This window comes from Streptomyces sp. WP-1 (assembly GCF_030450125.1).
Taxonomy (GTDB): Bacteria; Actinomycetota; Actinomycetes; order Streptomycetales; family Streptomycetaceae; genus Streptomyces; species Streptomyces incarnatus.
Genome location: NZ_CP123923.1, coordinates 5944519 through 5960801, shown reverse-complemented (window position 1 = coordinate 5960801; position 16283 = coordinate 5944519). Strand labels below are relative to the sequence as shown.

Sequence of the window (16283 nt, the reverse complement as noted above, 5' to 3'; positions counted from 1 at the left end):
CCTCAGCCGTCGAAACGGGCCGCCTTCAGATACTCCGGGTTCGGGTCCAGCGCCGCGGCCAGCCGGAAGTGGCGCTTGGCCTGGTCGGCGCGGCCCTGGCGCTCGTAGGTGCGGGCCAGGGCGAAGTGCGCGAACGCGTTGTCCGGCTCCCGCTCCAGGACGATGGTGAATTCCAGCTCGGCGGGCCGTAGTTGCGCGGCGGCGAAGAAGGCACGCGCGCGCAGCAGCCGGGCCGCGGTGTTCTCGGGGTGCGCGGCGATGACTCCGTCGAGCAGCTTCACCGCACCCCGCGGATCCCGCGCGTGGAGCAGTTGCTCGGCGGCACGGAAGTCGATGACATGCGTCTCCGGAGTGGGTCCGGGGGAACCGCTGGTCTCGGGCACGGCAGAGTCCTTCCCTCGTTCCCGAGGTTCAACGCCCCTGCCCGGGCCGCTATTCCGCGGGCCGGTCCGCTGCGGAGCCGGTGTGGGCCGGGCGCACCAGGCCGTCCCAGACCGCGTCGACCCGCTTGCGCAGCGCATCCAGGGGGACGTCGTTGTCGATCACGATGTCCGCGATCGCGTGCCGCTGCCCGCGGGTGGCCTGGGCGGCCATGCGGGCGCGGGCGTCCTCCTCGGTCATCCCGCGCAGCCGTATCAGCCGGTCGAGCTGGGTCTCGGGGCTCGCGTCCACGACGATCACGAGGTCGTAGAACGGCGCCAGTCCGTTCTCGGTGAGCAGGGGCACGTCGTGGATCACCACGGCGTCGGGGGACGCGGCCTCCTCCAGCTCGCGGGAGCGGGCGCCGACCAGGGGGTGCACGATCGAGTTGAGGACCGCGAGTCTGTCCGGATCGGCGAAGACGATCGAGCCGAGGCGGGGCCGGTCCAGGCTGCCGTCCTCGGCGAGGATGTCGGGTCCGAACGCCTCGACCACGGCGGCGAGGCCGGGCGTGCCGGGCGCCACGACCTCCCGCGCGATGCGGTCCGCGTCGATCAGCACGGCTCCGTGCTCCACGAGCAGCCGGGACACCTCGCTCTTGCCGGCGCCGATCCCGCCGGTCAGGCCAACTTTCAGCATGAGCGGAAGCTTAGGCCCTGCCACCGACAGTGGCAGGACCGGAGGCCGGACGGCGGCGGAAGCCGGGGCTCAGGCCTCTCCCTCGCGCTCCGCGAGGAAGCGCTCGAACTCGCGCCCGATCTCGTCGGCGGACGGGATCTCCACCGGTTCGGCGAGCATGTTGCCCCGGGTCTCGGCGCCGGCCGCCGCGTCGTACTGGTGCTCAAGGCCCTGCACGAGGGCGGTCAGCTCCTCGTCGCCCTCCTGGATCTGCCGGTCGATCTCGGTCTGGGTGCGCCGCGCGTCCGTGCGCAGGGAGTGCGCGATGCCGGGCAGGACCAGGCCGGTGGCGGCGGTGATGGCCTCCAGGACGGTCAGCGCGGCGTCCGGGTACGGGGAGCGGGCGACGTAGTGCGGGACGTGCGCGGCGACACCCAGGACGTCGTGACCGGCCTGCATCAGCCGGTACTCCACCAGCTGCTCCACGCTGCCGGGCACCTGGGCCTCCTCGAAGGGACTGGTGTGGCCGGGGACCAGGTCGACACGGTTGCCGTGCGGGGTGAGGCCCACGGGGCGGGTGTGCGGGACGCCCATGGGCAGGCCGCTGAAGTTCACGGACAGACGGACGCCGAGCCGGTCGGCGATCTGCCGTACCGCCGTCGAGAAGCGCTCCCATTCCACGTCCGGCTCGGGCCCGGACAGCAGCAGGAAGGGCGCGCCTGTGGTGTCCTGGACGAGGTGGACCTCGATGGCCGGGGTCTCGTAGTCGGTCCAGCGGTCGCGCTTGAAGGTGAGCAGCGGCCGGCGGGCCCGGTAGTCCACGAGCCGGTCGTGGTCGAACCGGGCGACGACCTGGTGGGGCAGCGAGTCGAGCATCCGGTCGACGATGAGGTCACCGGTCTCGCCCGCGTCGATGTATCCGTCGAAGTGGTAGAGCATGACAAGGCCGGCCGATTCCTGGGCGAGCGCCATGTCGACCACGGCGAGGCCCTTCGGCTCCCATGCGTACAAACCCTGCGGATCAAGCACTGTGACCGCTCCTCCTCCTGTTCCTCCGCTACAACGCGCCCTGGAACGGGGTCATTCCCGTGACACGCCGCTGATCAGCGATCTCCTGGGGTCCGTCTTGACGCCCTGTCACCTGGTTCGTACCTTCGCGGTGCGCTGTTCACCATGACGGCCGCGGTTCACGTATGCGATCGCGCGATGTCAGGCAAGAGCGCGCGATGTCACGCAAGAGATCGTCCCTGGGACAGGAAGGCACCCCTCTGCGCATATCCATGCCGCTCACCTCCCTGCTCGCCGCGGCCGCCGTCACCGGTGGTCTGCTGCTCTACGGCCCGGCCCCGGCCATGGCCGCCTCGACGGTCGAGGTGACGACCGCGGCCCAGCTGAAGACCGCGCTCGCGAACGCGCGGCCCGGTGCCACGATCCATCTCGCGGACGGCACCTACCAGGGCGACTTCAACGCGACCGCGCCGGCCACGGCGTCCGCCCGGATCACCCTCACCGGCTCCGCCAAGGCCGTCCTCACCGCGAGCGGCGGCTACGGGCTGCATCTCGACGGCGCCTCCTACTGGACGGTCAGCGGGCTGACCGTGACCGGAGGCCAGAAGGGCATCATGATCGACGCGGCCCAGGGCGTGATCGTGGACGGCGTCACGGTGCACGGCCTGGCCATGGAGGGCGTGCACTTCCGCGATTCCAGCGCGGACGGCGTGATCAGGAACTCGAGGATCTACGACACCGGGAACGACGGCGACGGCATGGGCGAGGGCGTCTACGTCGGCACGGCCAACACCCTGTCCGACCGCAGCGACCGCGTCCAGATCCTCGACAACACCATCGGCCCGGACGTGGGCGGCGAGAACGTCGACGTCAAGGAGGGCACGACCGGTACGCGGATCATCGGCAACACCTTCGACGGCAGCGGCCTGACCGGCGCGAACTACGACGACTCCTGGGTCGATGTGAAGGGCGACGACGTCCTGGTCCAGGACAACACCGGCACCCGCACCAGCAACGACGGCTACCAGACCCACACCCAGCAGCCCGGCTGGGGCTGCGGCACGGTCTTCAAGGGCAACAAGTCCGCCCTGACCGGCGCCACGGGCCCCACCCAGCTGGCCATCGACGTCAGCAACGACACCACGGCCTGCAAGACGACGGTCTACACCTCGAACACGGTCACGGGCGGCAAGGGCCTGACAAACATCGGGGTGACCTCCTGATACCGGCCACCGCAACCCCCTAGGGGAGCGGGGAACTGCGCGAAAAGCCACGACGAACCCGCACCCGAAACACGGCAGCCGCACCCCCGAAAACCCTGAGGGGCCCCACCTCGAAAGGTGGAGCCCCTCAGCAGCTAACTGCTAAGCCTCAGCGGCCGGCGTTCAGCTCTGGCCGCCCGCGAGCTTCTCGCGCAGCGCAGCCAGGGCCTCGTCCGACGCCAGGGCGCCGGAGGTGTCCGCACCCTCGGAGGAGTACGAGCCACCGGTCGCGGCCGGAGCCGCAGCCTCGCCGCCCTCGGCCGCGGCAGCGGCGTCGGCCTCGCGGGACTTGATGACCTGCTGCTGGTGCTGCTCGAAGCGGGACTGCGCCTCGGCGTACTGGCGCTCCCACTCCTCGCGCTGCTTCTCGTAGCCCTCGAGCCAGTCGTTGGTCTCGGGGTCGAAGCCCTCGGGGTAGATGTAGTTGCCCTGGTCGTCGTAGGACGCGGCCATGCCGTACAGGGTCGGGTCGAACTCGACGGCCGACGGGTCGGCGCCGAAGGACTCGTTGGCCTGCTTCAGCGAGAGGCTGATGCGACGACGCTCGAGGTCGATGTCGATGACCTTGACGAAGATCTCGTCGTTGACCTGGACGACCTGCTCCGGGATCTCCACGTGGCGCTCGGCCAGCTCGGAGATGTGGACCAGACCCTCGATGCCCTCGTCCACGCGGACGAACGCACCGAACGGAACCAGCTTCGTGACCTTGCCGGGCACGACCTGGCCGATCTGGTGGGTGCGGGCGAACTGCTGCCACGGGTCTTCCTGGGTCGCCTTCAGCGACAGGGAGACGCGCTCGCGGTCCATGTCCACGTCGAGGACCTCGACGGTGACTTCCTGGCCGACCTCGACAACCTCGGACGGGTGGTCGATGTGCTTCCAGGACAGCTCGGAGACGTGGACCAGACCGTCGACGCCACCCAGGTCCACGAAGGCACCGAAGTTGACGATCGAGGAGACCACACCGGAGCGGACCTGACCCTTCTGGAGGGTCGTGAGGAACGTCTGGCGGACCTCGGACTGGGTCTGCTCCAGCCAGGCACGGCGGGACAGGACCACGTTGTTGCGGTTCTTGTCCAGCTCGATGATCTTGGCCTCGAGCTCCTTGCCGACGTACGGCTGGAGGTCGCGGACACGGCGCATCTCGACGAGGGAGGCCGGCAGGAAGCCACGGAGGCCGATGTCGAGGATGAGACCACCCTTGACGACCTCGATGACGGTACCGGTGACGATGCCGTCCTCTTCCTTGATCTTCTCGATGGTGCCCCAGGCACGCTCGTACTGGGCGCGCTTCTTCGAGAGGATCAGGCGGCCTTCCTTGTCCTCCTTCTGGAGGACCAGGGCCTCGATCTCGTCGCCGACGGCCACGACCTCGTTCGGGTCGACGTCGTGCTTGATCGAGAGCTCGCGGCTCGGGATGACACCTTCGGTCTTGTAACCGATGTCGAGCAGGACCTCGTCCCGGTCGACCTTCACGATGACGCCGTCGACGATGTCGCCGTCGTTGAAGTACTTGATCGTCTCGTCGATCGCGGCGAGGAAGGCTTCCTCGTTACCGATGTCGTTGACCGCTACCTGCGGGGTGGTGGCGGTGGTCTCGGTGCTGCTCGTCATGTGGGAAAGGGCTCCGGTACGGACATTGAAGTCGTAGGTACTGCTTACGCCGGGAGCCTGTTTCGCTCTGCAGAAGACCGGACAGCCAAGGAAGCGCCACCTTTACGGACACCGGGTGCCCGGTGGCGCCTCGAGAACCGAGGGGACATACATACAGATGCGAGCGCAGCCTGCTACGTCTGAGGCGCGCAGGCCCGCAGCGCAACTTGTAGCATACGGGGGCAGCCGGAAAGGGTCAATGCGCGACGGCGGACACCCGGGGCGGATCGCCGTACATCCGGCACAAAATGTCCCACAGGACCGCGCGGCAGGGCCGTGCGCCGCCGTCCACGGCGTACCGCCGTCCGGAGGGCCGGGACGGAAGATTACGACGAGGGAGCCGATCATCCAAGAGTCCGAACGGCCCGAGCCCGAGGGGTTCGAGCCCGAAGCCACCCGCCGTGACGCCGATGTCGCCGAGAGCAGCCGGGCCAACCGGGGCTGGTGGGACCGCAACGCGGACGAGTACCAGGTCGAGCACGGCACGTTCCTCGGCGACGACCGGTTCGTGTGGGGCCCGGAGGGTCTGGACGAGGTGGAGGCCGAGCTGCTCGGCCCGCCGGAGGAGCTGAAGGGCAAGGAGGTCCTGGAGATCGGGGCGGGCGCGGCGCAGTGCGCGCGCTGGCTGGCCGCCCAGGGCGCCCGTCCGGTGGCCCTGGATCTCTCGCACCGCCAGCTCCAGCACGCGCTGCGCATCGGTGGATCGTTTCCGCTGGTGTGCGCGGACGCGGGTGCGCTGCCCTTCGCGGACGGCGCCTTCGACCTGGCGTGCTCGGCGTACGGCGCGCTGCCGTTCGTGGCGGATCCGCGCCTGGTGCTGAGCGAGGTGCGGCGGGTGCTGCGGCCCGGGGGCCGGTTCGTCTTCTCGGTGACCCATCCGATCCGCTGGGCGTTCCCGGACGAGCCGGGCCCCGAGGGCCTGTCGGTGGCCGCCTCCTACTTCGACCGCACGCCCTATGTGGAGCAGGACGATCAGGGCCGGGCGGTCTACGTGGAGCACCACAGGACGCTGGGCGACCGGGTCCGCGACATCGTGGCCGCCGGGTTCCGCCTGGTGGACCTGGTGGAGCCGGAGTGGCCGGCCTGGAACAGCTCGGAGTGGGGCGGCTGGTCCCCGCTGCGGGGCAGCCTGATCCCGGGTACCGCCGTCTTCGTGTGCGAGCGGGACTGAAACCTCCCCGATCGGGGACGCGTGGGGCGGGTCCGGCCGTCGTACGACACTTGGGGGCGTGATCCGTTACGACGCCCTGGACGCGCTGCCCGTGCGCTCCGCCCTGACCGCCCTGACCGACGCGCTCGCGGCCGACGGCACCGCCGTCCTGGTGGCGCCGCCCGGCACCGGCAAGACGACGCTGGTCCCGCTGGTGCTGGCGGGGCTGGTCGGGGAGGGGCCGGCGCGGCGGGTGGTGGTGGCCGAGCCACGGCGGATCGCGGCGCGTGCGGCGGCGCGGCGGATGGCGTGGCTGCTGGGCGAGCGGCCCGGCGAGAGCGTGGGCTTCACGGTGCGCGGCGAGCGGTCCGTGGGGCGGCGCACGCGGGTGGAGGTCGTGACCACGGGCGTGCTGCTCCAGCGGCTCCAGCGCGATCAGGAGCTGGCCGGGGTGGACGTCGTCGTGCTCGACGAGTGCCATGAGCGGCATCTGGACGCCGACACGGTGGCGGCCTTCCTGTGGGACGTACGGCAGGCGCTGCGGCCGGAGCTGCGGCTGGTGGCCGCGTCGGCGACCACGGACGCGGAGGGGTGGGCGCGGCTGCTGGGCGGGGCGCCGGTGGTCGAGGCGGTGGGGACGGCGCATCCCGTGGAGGTGGTGTGGGCGCCGCCGGTGCGCCCGGTGCGGCCGCCGCACGGGATGCGGGTGGACCCCGCGCTGCTGGCGCATGTGGCGTCGGTGGTGCGGCGGGCGCTGGCCGAGCGGGACGGTGACGTGCTGTGTTTCCTGCCCGGGGTCGGCGAGATCGCGCGGGTGGCCGGGCAGTTGGGTGAGCCGGCCGGGGTGGAGGTGCTCCAGGTGCACGGGCGGGCGCCGGCGGCCGTGCAGGAGGCGGTGCTGTCCCCCGGGGAGCGGCGGCGGGTGGTGCTGGCGACCTCGGTCGCGGAGTCCTCGCTGACCGTGCCCGGGGTGCGGGTGGTGGTGGACTCGGGGCTGGCCCGGGAGCCCCGGGTGGATCACGCGCGCGGGCTCAGCGGGCTGACGACGGTACGGGCGTCGCGCGCGGCCGGGCGGCAGCGGGCGGGGCGGGCCGGGCGTGAGGCGCCGGGTGCGGTGTACCGGTGCTGGGCGGAGGCGGAGGACGGCCGGCTGCCGGCGTTCCCGGCGCCGGAGATCAAGGTGGCCGATCTGACGTCGTTCGCGCTTCAAACCGCCTGCTGGGGGGATCCGGACGCCTCGGGTCTCGCGCTGCTGGATCCGCCGCCGGGCGGTGCGATGGCGGCGGCGCGCTCCGCGCTGGTGGCGGTGGGCGCGGTGGACGCCGCGGGGCGGGCGACGGAGCGCGGCGTACGGCTCTCCCGGCTCGGGCTGCATCCTCGGCTGGGGCGGGCGCTGCTGGACACGTCGGGGGCGGGGGCGGAGGTGGTCGCGCTGCTCTCGGAGGAGGTGCCGAGGGAGTACGGCGACGATCTCGCGGGCGCGTTGCGCTCCGCCCGGCGTGGGGGTGACGGCTACGCGGGGCGGTGGGCGGCGGAGGTACGGCGGCTGCGGTCCCTCGCGGCGGAGTCCTCCGGCTCACCTGCGCGGGACGGTCGCCCCCGGGTGGACGCCGGGCCGGGCACCCGGGGGCGGAATCCCACGCAACCGGTCCCGTCGGCCGGTGCCGGGGAGGACGGCCTCGCCGGGCTGGTCGCGGCGCTCGCCTTCCCCGAGCGGGTCGGGAAGTTGGACGGCGGGTCGTACCTCATGGTGTCCGGGACGCGGGCCGAGGTGGTGGAGGGGTCGGCGTTGCGCGGGGCGCCGTGGATCGTGGTGGCGGTGGCCGACCGGCCGGGCGGGAAGGGGCATGCCCGGGTGCGGCTCGGGGCCGCCGTGTCGGAGGAGGTGGCGCGGGCGGCGGCGGGGGCGGCGCCGGACGAGCGGGACGAGGTGCGCTGGGCGGACGGCGATGTCGTGGCCCGGCGGGTCGAGCGGCTCGGGGCCGTCGAGCTGACGGTGCGGCCCTTGAAGGACGCCGCGCCGGAGCTGGTGCGCGCGGCGCTGCTCGAAGGTTTGCGGCAGGAGGGGCCGGCGCTGCTGCGGTGGACGCCGGACGCGGAGGTGCTGCGACAGCGGCTGGCGTTCCTGCGCGCCCGGCTCGGGGAGCCGTGGCCGGACGTGTCGGACGAGGCGCTGCACGCGCGCGCGGAGCAGTGGCTGGAGCCGGAGCTGGGCCGGGCCCGGCGGCGGGCGGATCTCGCGCGGATCGACGCCGGGCAGGCGCTGGCGCGGCTGCTGCCCTGGGCGAGCGGGGCGGCCGGGCGCCTGGACGAGCTGGCGCCCGAGCGGATGACCGTACCGAGCGGGTCCAGGATCCGGATCGACTACCGGGATCCCGAGCGGCCGGTGCTCGCGGTGAAGCTCCAGGAGATGTTCGGGCTGCGCGAGACGCCGTCCGTGGCGGGTGTGCCGCTGCTCGTGCATCTGCTCTCCCCCGCCGGGCGGCCCGCCGCGGTGACGGTCGATCTGGCGTCGTTCTGGCGGGACGGCTACCGGGCCGTGCGGGCCGAGCTGCGCGGCCGCTATCCGAAGCACCCGTGGCCGGAGGACCCGGCGGCGGCCGAGCCCACCCGGCACACCAACGCGCGGCTCAGGCGCTGACCGGCCGCGGTTCCGCCGCCCGGGCGGGTGCCGGGCCCCCGGGGCGGCGGGCGCGGGCCTCCAGGACGAGGGAGAGGACGAGCAGGAGCAGACCGAGGGCCAGGGCGCCCCAGGGGACGTAGGAGGTGAGCGCGAGGACGAGGGTGCGGTTGTGCTTGACGAGGGCGACCGTGTGCTCGACGTAGTCCGCGCGCATCTTCACGTCCCCGGCGAACGCGGTGACCCTGGCGCGTCCGCCGAGCAGGGTGCCGCCGCGCAGTTCCTCTTGGTGGATCTCCTCGCCGTAAACCGGTGCGCCGGTGACGGGTTCGACCCAGAACGTGCGGACCGTGGTGTACCAGCGGGTGGTGCCGGTCCTGGCGACGGTCTGCGGGGTGATGCCCTTGACCGGCATGGACTTCGGCAGGGGGACCTTGGTCCAGGGGACGGTCTGTTCGAAGCGGTAGACCTTCAGGCCGTGGAACTCGCGGGTGCCCTGGTAGTGGATGGGGCTGGTGGTGCGGGTCTGCGCGTCGAAGTACTCGTAGTCCCGTTTCTGGGTCAGGAAGGGCCACTTGAACTCGATGCCGCCCCGCTCGACCGGGTCGCCGTCGACCATCTCGCCGGTGGCGTGGACGGGGGCCTGGCTGTGGGCGTCGAAGATGTAGCGCTCGGGGACCTCGGAGACCATCCTGCCGTCGGGCCCCTGGACGTAGGACAGGGCGTTCCAGACGACGACCGGCCGGTGCGCGGTCCTCCCGATCCTCTCGGCGGCCGCCACATCACCCTTGAGGGTCTGCACGATGGTGACCTGGGGGACCTTTTTCGCGCGCAGGGTGCCGTAGTCGAGGAGGGTCGCGTTCCTGGCCTCCAGGACGACGTCCTGGTACTGGTCCGGGGGGATCCGGGCCAGGCGTGGAAAGGCGTACCAGCGCGTCAGTGGGGACAGTGCCGCGCAGAAGACGGCACAGGCGAGCAGGATCAGGCTTGCCGTGCGGCGCATCGCGGCTTCCCTCCCGGACGGGTCACGGATGTGCGGGGACCGTGGTCAGCAGCGGTTTCGGTGAGGTGTGCCCGGACGGTGCGCCGAGTGCGCCGATGGTGAGGACCAGGGCGAAGGCGAGGGCGAGGCCGGTCGCGGCGGCGATCAGGGCGCGCATGCGGGGCCTCCCGGGGACGGTCGGTGCTCTGACGGTTTCTGGCGCCCTGACGGTTTCTGATGCGGCGTCAGGATTTGGGCACCGTAGCAACGGGCGGGCGAGATGAGAACAGCGGTGCGCCCACGAACGACGGCGCCCTCCCCGCCGGGAGCGGGGAGGGCGCCGTGGAGGTCCGGGCGGCTCAGGAACCGGCCGGGGCGCCCGGGGAAGCCGAGGCGCTCGGGGACGGGGACGGGCTCGCCGTGGCGGTGCCGTCGGCGGCGACCGTCAGCTGCACGGTGAGGGTGCCGCCGCCGGGGGTGGTGACGCGCAGCAGGAACGTGCCGGTGGTGTCGTCCGCGTACAGCTTCGGCAGCGTCAACAGGCCCTTGGCGTCCGTCTTCAGACCGGTGAGGGTGCGTACGGCGTTGCCGGTGGTGGCGTCCTTGAAGTAGGGGCCCTTGTCGTTCTCGGTGGCGTCGGTGGCGGACTTGATCAGGGTGGCGGTGGCGGCGACCTTGTCCGCGACGGCGCCCTTGTACGTCGCTTTCACCTGGATCCGGTCGGCGAACTCGCCGCCGGGGACGCAGGCCGGCGGCGTGTCGCCGGTGGTGACCGCGGTCAGGGTGTCGGCGGTGCGTTCGGTGACGGTCGCCTGGTAGTCGACGCCCTTGAGCGAGCGGCCCACGACGGTGGCGGTGACCTTGAAGTCGCCGGTCTTCTCGCCCGCCAGGAGCGCGGGGGCCTTCGCGACGCCCTTGCTGTCGGTGGCGACCGTGGCCACGTCCTCGCCGCCGGTGAAGGTGGCGTCGGTGTCCCCGGAGACGGTGAACCGGATCCTCACCTTGGCCACCGCCGCGCCCGCCTTGGTCTCGGCGCGGGTGCTGATCGTTCCGGTGAAGGCGTCTCCGGCCGTCGCGGTGAGCTTGGCCGTGCCCGTGCCCGCGTTCTCCAGGTGGTCCACCGTGTCGGTGGGGGTGGGCGTGCTCGGGTCGGGCTTCCCGGGCGGCCGCGGGGCGGGGTCGCCGCCGTCCTGGCCGTCGCCGGGCTTCGACGGCGAGGGGCTCGGCCGGCCGCCCTGGTCCTTCGAACCCGGCTTGCCCTGGTGCGGGTCCGCGGGCTCGGCGGGGGTGGACGGCGTGGTGCGCGGGGTGCCGTCGTCGCTGCGGCGGCCGGGCGCGGTGCCGGTGCCGTCGGGTACGGAGTAGGTGCCCTTGCTGTAGTACTCCATCCACGACAGGACGGTGTTCAGGTAGTCCTGCGAGTTGTTGTAGCCGAGGATCGCGGTGTGCAGGTCGGCCGCCTGGGACAGGTCCCGGTCGCCGCGGCACAGGTAGTGGCCGGCGGCGAGGGCGGCGTCGTAGATGTTGTTGGGGTCCTTCTTGCCGTCGCCGTTGCCGTCGCGGCCGGCCCAGGCCCAGGTGGACGGGATGAACTGCATGGGCCCGACGGCCTGGTCGTACTGGGCGTTGCCGTCGTACGCGCCGTGGTCGGTGTCCTGGATGAGCGCGAAGCCGTTGCCGTCGAGGACCGGGCCGAGGATCGGTTTCAGCGTGGTGCCGTCGGCGTCGACCTCGCCGCCGCGGGCCTGGCCGGACTCCACCTTGCCGATGGCGGCGAGGAGTTGCCAGGGCAGATTGCAGCCGGGCTTGGAGGCGCGCAGCTCCGCCTCGGCCTTCTTGTACGCGTCGAGGACCGTGGCCGGTATGCCCGCCTCGGCGGCGCCCTGGGCTACGGGGGTGCCGGCGCTCGGCGAGGGGCTCGGGTTGGGGCTGTTCAGGGGCGGCAGGTCCGTGTAGTACGGCGAGTTGCCCGTGGCGTCGCCGCCGGTGGGGTCCGGTACGGGGGCGGAGGCGCCGGCCGTCGTCTGTCTGCCGTGGTCCTCGCCGGTCGCTCCCGGAGCCTGGGACGCGGAGAGAGCCGCGACCGCCGCCGCGGCCACGGCGGTGGTCGCCGCCCCCTTGCGCAGCCGCCTGCCGAAATGCGCCGCCATAGAGTGACCCCTCCCAAGGACGCCGTGCGTCCGTATCCACGTGTGTGTCTCGCCCTGGTCTGACGAACGACCCGGTGTTCCGGTTGCCCCTGTGCCGACCTTTCCCCCGCATGACCGTATCCGGCCCGTGCGTCCGGCACGGCGCCGCAGGCGACCCTACGGCAACTTGCTTTGCGGGGGCACCCGTTCATGCCCGATTTTCACCGGTTGGCCACCTGCCGTTGAGGTGGGCGCGCCCGGCGGTCCGCCAGGGCGGTGACAATGGCCCGCTCTTGAGTTGGGAGGAGGGGAGGCCCGGCCCCTAGAAGACGGCGCGCGGCCCGGGGTCGCGGGGGCCGTGGCGGGGCGGGCGTTCGGCGAGGGGGGCGACGAAGACCGTGAGGGTGGGGCGGGGGCGGGATCTCGGGATCAGTGTGAGCGTGAGCGCGAGATAGCCGCGGGCCAGATCGGTCCACTGGCGCCAGTCGTGGGCGCGAGCGGCGGCCCCGGTCCGGTTGGCGCGGTCCTTGAGCCCGCGCCGGGCGTTCCGGGCGGCCCTGCGGACGGTCGTGGCCGGGTCGGCGGGGATGCGGGCGGTGCTTGCGTCGGCCGCGAGGGCCGGGACCGGCGAGGCGGGCAGTGCCTGTGCCTCGCCCGAGGCGGGGTCCGCCCAGACCCGGGTCACTGCCTCGGGCGTCCGGCGGTGAAGCATGCGTATACCCATGCCCGCAGTGTTGCGGCTGCGGAGGGTGCGGGGCGTTTTGACGGGGGCCACGTGAGTGACGGTCCCGCCGGGGGTTGAGCCGTCTTTGTGGTACCGGCGCGGAATGGGGGATCCCGGCTTGCGCGGGCGGCCGGGGGCGCCGTATCCCGACGGGATACGGCGCCCCTCACCGCTGCGGCCCGGGCGCGGCGGCTCCTCGGCCGTCGCGGCGTGGGCTAGTGCGCGGCCGACTCCCAGTCCGGGCCGACGCCGACCGAGACGTCCAGAGGGGCCTTGAGGCTCACGGCGCCGGACATCTCGTGGCGGACGAGCTCCTCGACGCGGGCGCGCTCACCGGGGGCGATCTCCAGGACGATTTCGTCGTGGACCTGGAGCAGCATCCGGGACCTCAGGTCCGCGGCCCGCAGCGCGGCGTCCACCTTGAGCATGGCGATCTTGACGATGTCCGCCGCCGTGCCCTGGATGGGCGCGTTCAGGGCCATCCGCTCGGCGGCCTCGCGGCGCTGGCGGTTGTCGCTGTTGAGGTCGGGCAGATAGCGGCGGCGTCCGAAGACGGTCGCCGTGTAGCCCGTGGCCCGGGCCTCGTCCACGGCGCGGCGCAGGTAGTCGCGGACCCCGCCGAAGCGCTCGAAGTACGCGTCCATCAGGGCGCGGGACTCCGCCGCCTCGATGTTCAGCTGCTGGGAGAGGCCGAACGCGGACAGGCCGTACGCCAGGCCGTACGACATCGCCTTGATCTTGCGGCGCATCTCCGCGTCCACCGCGGCCGGCTCGACGCCGAAGACCTGGGAGGCGGCCGTGGTGTGCAGGTCCTCACCGGAGGTGAACGCCCTGATCAGGCCCTCGTCCTCGGAGAGGTGCGCCATCACGCGCAGCTCGATCTGGCTGTAGTCGGCGGTCATCAGGGACTCGAAGCCCTCGCCGACGACGAAGCCGCGCCGGATCGCCCGGCCCTCGTCGGTGCGGACCGGGATGTTCTGGAGGTTCGGGTCCGTGGAGGACAGCCGGCCGGTCGCGGCCACCGTCTGGTTGAAGGTGGTGTGGATACGGCCGTCGCCCGCGATGGTCTTGACCAGGCCCTCGACGGTGACACGGAGCTTGGCCTGCTCGCGGTGGCGGAGCATGATCACCGGCAGCTCGTTGTCCGTCTGGGTGGCGAGCCAGGCCAGGGCGTCGGCGTCCGTGGTGTAGCCGGTCTTGGTCTTCTTGGTCCTGGGCAGGGCCAGCTCGTTGAAGAGGACCTCCTGGAGTTGCTTGGGCGAGCCCAGGTTGAACTCGTGGCCCGCGGCCGCGTGCGCCTCCTTCACGGCCTGCTGCACCGCACCCGCGAACATCTGCTCCATCGCGTCGAGGTGCGCGCGGTCCGCGGCGATGCCGTGCCGCTCCATGCGGGCGAGCAGGGCGGAGGTGGGCAGCTCCATGTCGCGCAGCAGATCGGCGGCGCCGACCTCCTCCAGGCGGCCTTCGAACGCCTCGCCGAGGTCCAGCACGGCGCGGGCCTGGATCATCAGGGCCTCGGCCTCCGCGGCCTCGTCCGTGCCGAAGGCGAGCTGGCCGTCGGCCGCGGCGGCGGGGGTCAGCTCGCGGTGCAGGTACTCCAGGGACAGCGCGTCCAGGTCGAAGGAGCGCCGGCCGGGCTTGACCAGGTAGGCGGCGAGCGCGGTGTCCATGCGCACGCCCTCGATGCGCCAGCCGTGCTCGGCGAAGACGCGCATGGCGCCCTTGGCGTTGTGGAACACCTTGGGGCGCTCGGCGTCCGCCAGCCAGGCCGCGAACGCGTTCTCGTCGGCCTCGTCCAGCTCGGCGGGGTCGAACCAGGCGGCCGCTCCCCCGGCCGCCGCCAGGGCGACCTCGGCGACGGAGCCGCTGCCCAGCGCCCAGGTGTCCACGGTGGCGACGCCCAGGGGCCCGGTGCCGTGCTCGGCGAGCCAGGGGGCGAGTTCGCCGGTGCGCAGGACGGTGCCGTCGATCTCGACGCCCTCGGCGGTGGCCGGGGTGGTGTCGGCCTCCTCGGTGCCGGGGTCGACGGCGAAGAGGCGCTCGCGCAGGGACGGGTTGCGGATCTCCAGGGTGTCCAGGATCAGCGCGACGCCCTTGCGGTCGTACGGCGCGCGCTCCAGGTCGGTGACCGCCTTCGGCAGCTCGACCTGGCGCTCCAGCTCGGTGAGGACGCGGTTGAGCTTGACCGACTCCAGGTGGTCGCGGAGGTTCTGGCCCGCCTTGCCCTTGACCTCCTCGGCGCGCTCGACCAGCTCGGCGAAGGAGCCGAACTGGTTGATCCACTTCGCGGCGGTCTTCTCGCCGACGCCGGGGATGCCGGGGAGGTTGTCGGACGGGTCACCGCGCAGGGCGGCGAAGTCGGGGTACTGGGCGGGCGTCAAGCCGTACTTCTCGAACACCTTCTCCGGGGTGAACCGGGTCAGCTCCGAGACGCCCTTGGTCGGGTACAGCACGGTGGTGTGCTCGCTGACCAGCTGGAAGGAGTCGCGGTCGCCGGTGACGATCAGTACGTCGAAGCCCTCGGCCTCGGCCTGGGTGGCGAGGGTCGCGATGATGTCGTCGGCCTCGAAGCCGTCGACGGCGAAGCGGGGCGCGTGCATCGCGTCCAGGAGCTCGCCGATCAGCTCGACCTGGCCCTTGAACTCGTCGGGGCTCTTGGAGCGGTTCGCCTTGTACTCGGTGAAGCGCTCGGAGCGCCAGGTCTTGCGGGAGACGTCGAAGGCCACGGCGAAGTGGGTGGGCGCCTCGTCACGCAGGGTGTTGGCCAGCATCGACGCGAAACCGTAGATCGCGTTCGTCGGCTGGCCCGTCGCGGTGGTGAAGTTCTCCGCGGGCAGCGCGAAGAACGCGCGGTAGGCCAGCGAGTGCCCGTCCATGAGCATCAGCCGGGGACGGGAGCCGCCGGGGGTCTTGTCGGTCTTCTTCGATGCTGTCTCTGCCACGCCACCGATCCTGCCACGCCCCACTGACACTCCGGACCGCGTGTGCCTCCGGCGGTCGGGCGGACGGTGCCGGCCGGGGCCCGGTTCGACGTCATCGAGCCCCAAGGCCCCATGGGTCACCGCCGTCGCGTCCGCTAGCCGGAAGGCCACCGGGTGGGGGGAGCGACGCATGGCGGGCGGTCCGGCGCCGGCCCCCCCCCCCCCCCCCCCCCCCCCCCCCCCGGGGGCGCTCAGCCGGGCCCCAAGGGGGCGCTCAAAGGGCAGCGGGCGGCCGAGGAAGACCCGGGGCGCCGACCGGTGCGGGCCGCCGACCGGTGCGGGTGCGGCCGAGCACCGTCGCGGCGGAGCACCGTCGCGGCGGAGCACCGTCGCGGCGGAGCACCGTCGCGGCGGAGAAGAGCGCCCCGGTCAGATCGGCCGATCGCCGCCGCCGTCGCGTTTCATCGCTTCGCGGCGAGTAAACCGGCGGCCGGGCGGAACAGACCGGAGGCCCGGGCGCAGACGCCGCACGAGCGGCCCCCTCCGAGCCCCGGGGTCGGCGGCACGCGAGGCAGCGGGGGCGGCGCAGGACGGTCCCGTATCGCCGCCGTGGCGGCTCACGAGGCGGCGTGGCGGCTCACGAGGCGGCGCGGCGGCGCACGAGGCGGCGCGGCGGCGCACGAAAGCCGCGTATCGCCACCTCGGAGACTCACCGTCGCGCTTCCCCAGGCAAGCCGATCACCTCACCGCTGACCGCCCTCCCTGCCGAGAACTCCCACCCCACCGGCCACCCCCA

12 protein-coding genes are annotated in these 16283 nt (G+C 72.7%); 3 read left to right on the top strand and 9 right to left on the bottom strand.

Features of this window, described 5'->3' with window-relative positions:
* Window positions 1–2: 2 nt before the first annotated feature.
* From QHG49_RS26275 to QHG49_RS26265, 3 genes are all read right to left on the bottom strand, one after another.
* Complete coding sequence (locus QHG49_RS26275) at window positions 3–383, bottom strand: tetratricopeptide repeat protein (RefSeq protein ID WP_037653237.1); 381 nt, start codon at window positions 381–383, stop codon at window positions 3–5.
* A gap of 49 nt (window positions 384–432) precedes the next feature.
* The gene (gene coaE, locus QHG49_RS26270; RefSeq protein WP_301491565.1) at window positions 433–1059 is read right to left on the bottom strand and encodes a dephospho-CoA kinase; all 627 of its coding nucleotides are present in this window, start codon (window positions 1057–1059) and stop codon (window positions 433–435) included.
* Window positions 1060–1128: 69 nt separating this feature from the next.
* Window positions 1129–2067, bottom strand: a complete 939-nt coding sequence (locus tag QHG49_RS26265) for a PAC2 family protein (RefSeq protein WP_145491468.1) — start codon at window positions 2065–2067, stop codon at window positions 1129–1131.
* A gap of 197 nt (window positions 2068–2264) precedes the next feature.
* On the opposite strand from QHG49_RS26265, the gene QHG49_RS26260 reads away from it, so the two are divergent.
* Window positions 2265–3269 carry a right-handed parallel beta-helix repeat-containing protein gene (locus QHG49_RS26260; RefSeq protein ID WP_370530510.1) on the top strand — a complete coding sequence of 335 codons (1005 nt, stop codon included), beginning with the start codon at window positions 2265–2267 and terminating at the stop codon, window positions 3267–3269.
* 162 nt (window positions 3270–3431) lie between these two features.
* Here QHG49_RS26260 and rpsA read toward each other — a convergent pair whose 3' ends face one another.
* Entirely contained in the window at window positions 3432–4922 is a 1491-nt protein-coding gene (gene rpsA / locus QHG49_RS26255) for a 30S ribosomal protein S1 (protein WP_046426488.1), read from the bottom strand.
* A gap of 238 nt (window positions 4923–5160) precedes the next feature.
* On the opposite strand from rpsA, the gene QHG49_RS26250 reads away from it, so the two are divergent.
* Together QHG49_RS26250 and hrpB are read left to right on the top strand one after the other, a co-directional pair.
* Window positions 5161–6132 carry a class I SAM-dependent methyltransferase gene (locus tag QHG49_RS26250; protein ID WP_301491564.1) on the top strand — a complete coding sequence of 324 codons (972 nt, stop codon included), beginning with the start codon at window positions 5161–5163 and terminating at the stop codon, window positions 6130–6132.
* A gap of 58 nt (window positions 6133–6190) precedes the next feature.
* Window positions 6191–8752, top strand: coding sequence for an ATP-dependent helicase HrpB (gene hrpB, locus QHG49_RS26245; RefSeq protein ID WP_301491563.1), 2562 nt, complete (start codon window positions 6191–6193; stop codon window positions 8750–8752).
* On the opposite strand, the gene QHG49_RS26240 is transcribed toward hrpB, so the two are convergent.
* The 5 genes from QHG49_RS26240 to polA form a co-directional block, all read right to left on the bottom strand.
* Window positions 8742–9734: a DUF3068 domain-containing protein gene (locus QHG49_RS26240; RefSeq protein ID WP_301491562.1), complete on the bottom strand. Its 993-nt coding sequence runs from the start codon at window positions 9732–9734 to the stop codon at window positions 8742–8744. The two genes, hrpB and QHG49_RS26240, sit on opposite strands and share 11 nt — an antisense overlap.
* A 22-nt stretch (window positions 9735–9756) precedes the next feature.
* A complete protein-coding gene (locus QHG49_RS26235; protein ID WP_159700454.1) occupies window positions 9757–9891 on the bottom strand; it encodes an SPW_0924 family protein in 135 nt (44 codons plus the stop codon).
* 181 nt (window positions 9892–10072) lie between these two features.
* A complete protein-coding gene (locus QHG49_RS26230; protein ID WP_301491561.1) occupies window positions 10073–11863 on the bottom strand; it encodes a lytic murein transglycosylase in 1791 nt (596 codons plus the stop codon).
* Between the two features lie 301 nt (window positions 11864–12164).
* Window positions 12165–12566, bottom strand: a complete 402-nt coding sequence (locus QHG49_RS26225; RefSeq protein ID WP_301491560.1) for a hypothetical protein — start codon at window positions 12564–12566, stop codon at window positions 12165–12167.
* Window positions 12567–12781: 215 nt separating this feature from the next.
* Window positions 12782–15508 (bottom strand): DNA polymerase I, encoded by a 2727-nt coding sequence (gene polA, locus QHG49_RS26220; protein WP_159700460.1) that lies wholly within the window; start codon window positions 15506–15508, stop codon window positions 12782–12784.
* Window positions 15509–16283 lie beyond the last annotated feature (775 nt).

Excerpts from the sequence above, each read along its gene's own strand:
- rpsA (WP_046426488.1), bottom strand. The coding sequence starts at position 4,922 with ATGACGAGCAGCACCGAGACCACCGCCACCACCCCGCAGGTAGCGGTC.
- QHG49_RS26240 (WP_301491562.1), bottom strand. The coding sequence starts at position 9,734 with ATGCGCCGCACGGCAAGCCTGATCCTGCTCGCCTGTGCCGTCTTCTGC.
- QHG49_RS26260 (WP_370530510.1), top strand. The coding sequence starts at position 2,265 with ATGTCACGCAAGAGATCGTCCCTGGGACAGGAAGGCACCCCTCTGCGC.
- coaE (WP_301491565.1), bottom strand. The coding sequence starts at position 1,059 with ATGCTGAAAGTTGGCCTGACCGGCGGGATCGGCGCCGGCAAGAGCGAG.
- QHG49_RS26225 (WP_301491560.1), bottom strand. The coding sequence starts at position 12,566 with ATGGGTATACGCATGCTTCACCGCCGGACGCCCGAGGCAGTGACCCGG.
- QHG49_RS26250 (WP_301491564.1), top strand. The coding sequence starts at position 5,161 with ATGCGCGACGGCGGACACCCGGGGCGGATCGCCGTACATCCGGCACAA.
- QHG49_RS26230 (WP_301491561.1), bottom strand. The coding sequence starts at position 11,863 with ATGGCGGCGCATTTCGGCAGGCGGCTGCGCAAGGGGGCGGCGACCACC.
- QHG49_RS26235 (WP_159700454.1), bottom strand. The coding sequence starts at position 9,891 with ATGCGCGCCCTGATCGCCGCCGCGACCGGCCTCGCCCTCGCCTTCGCC.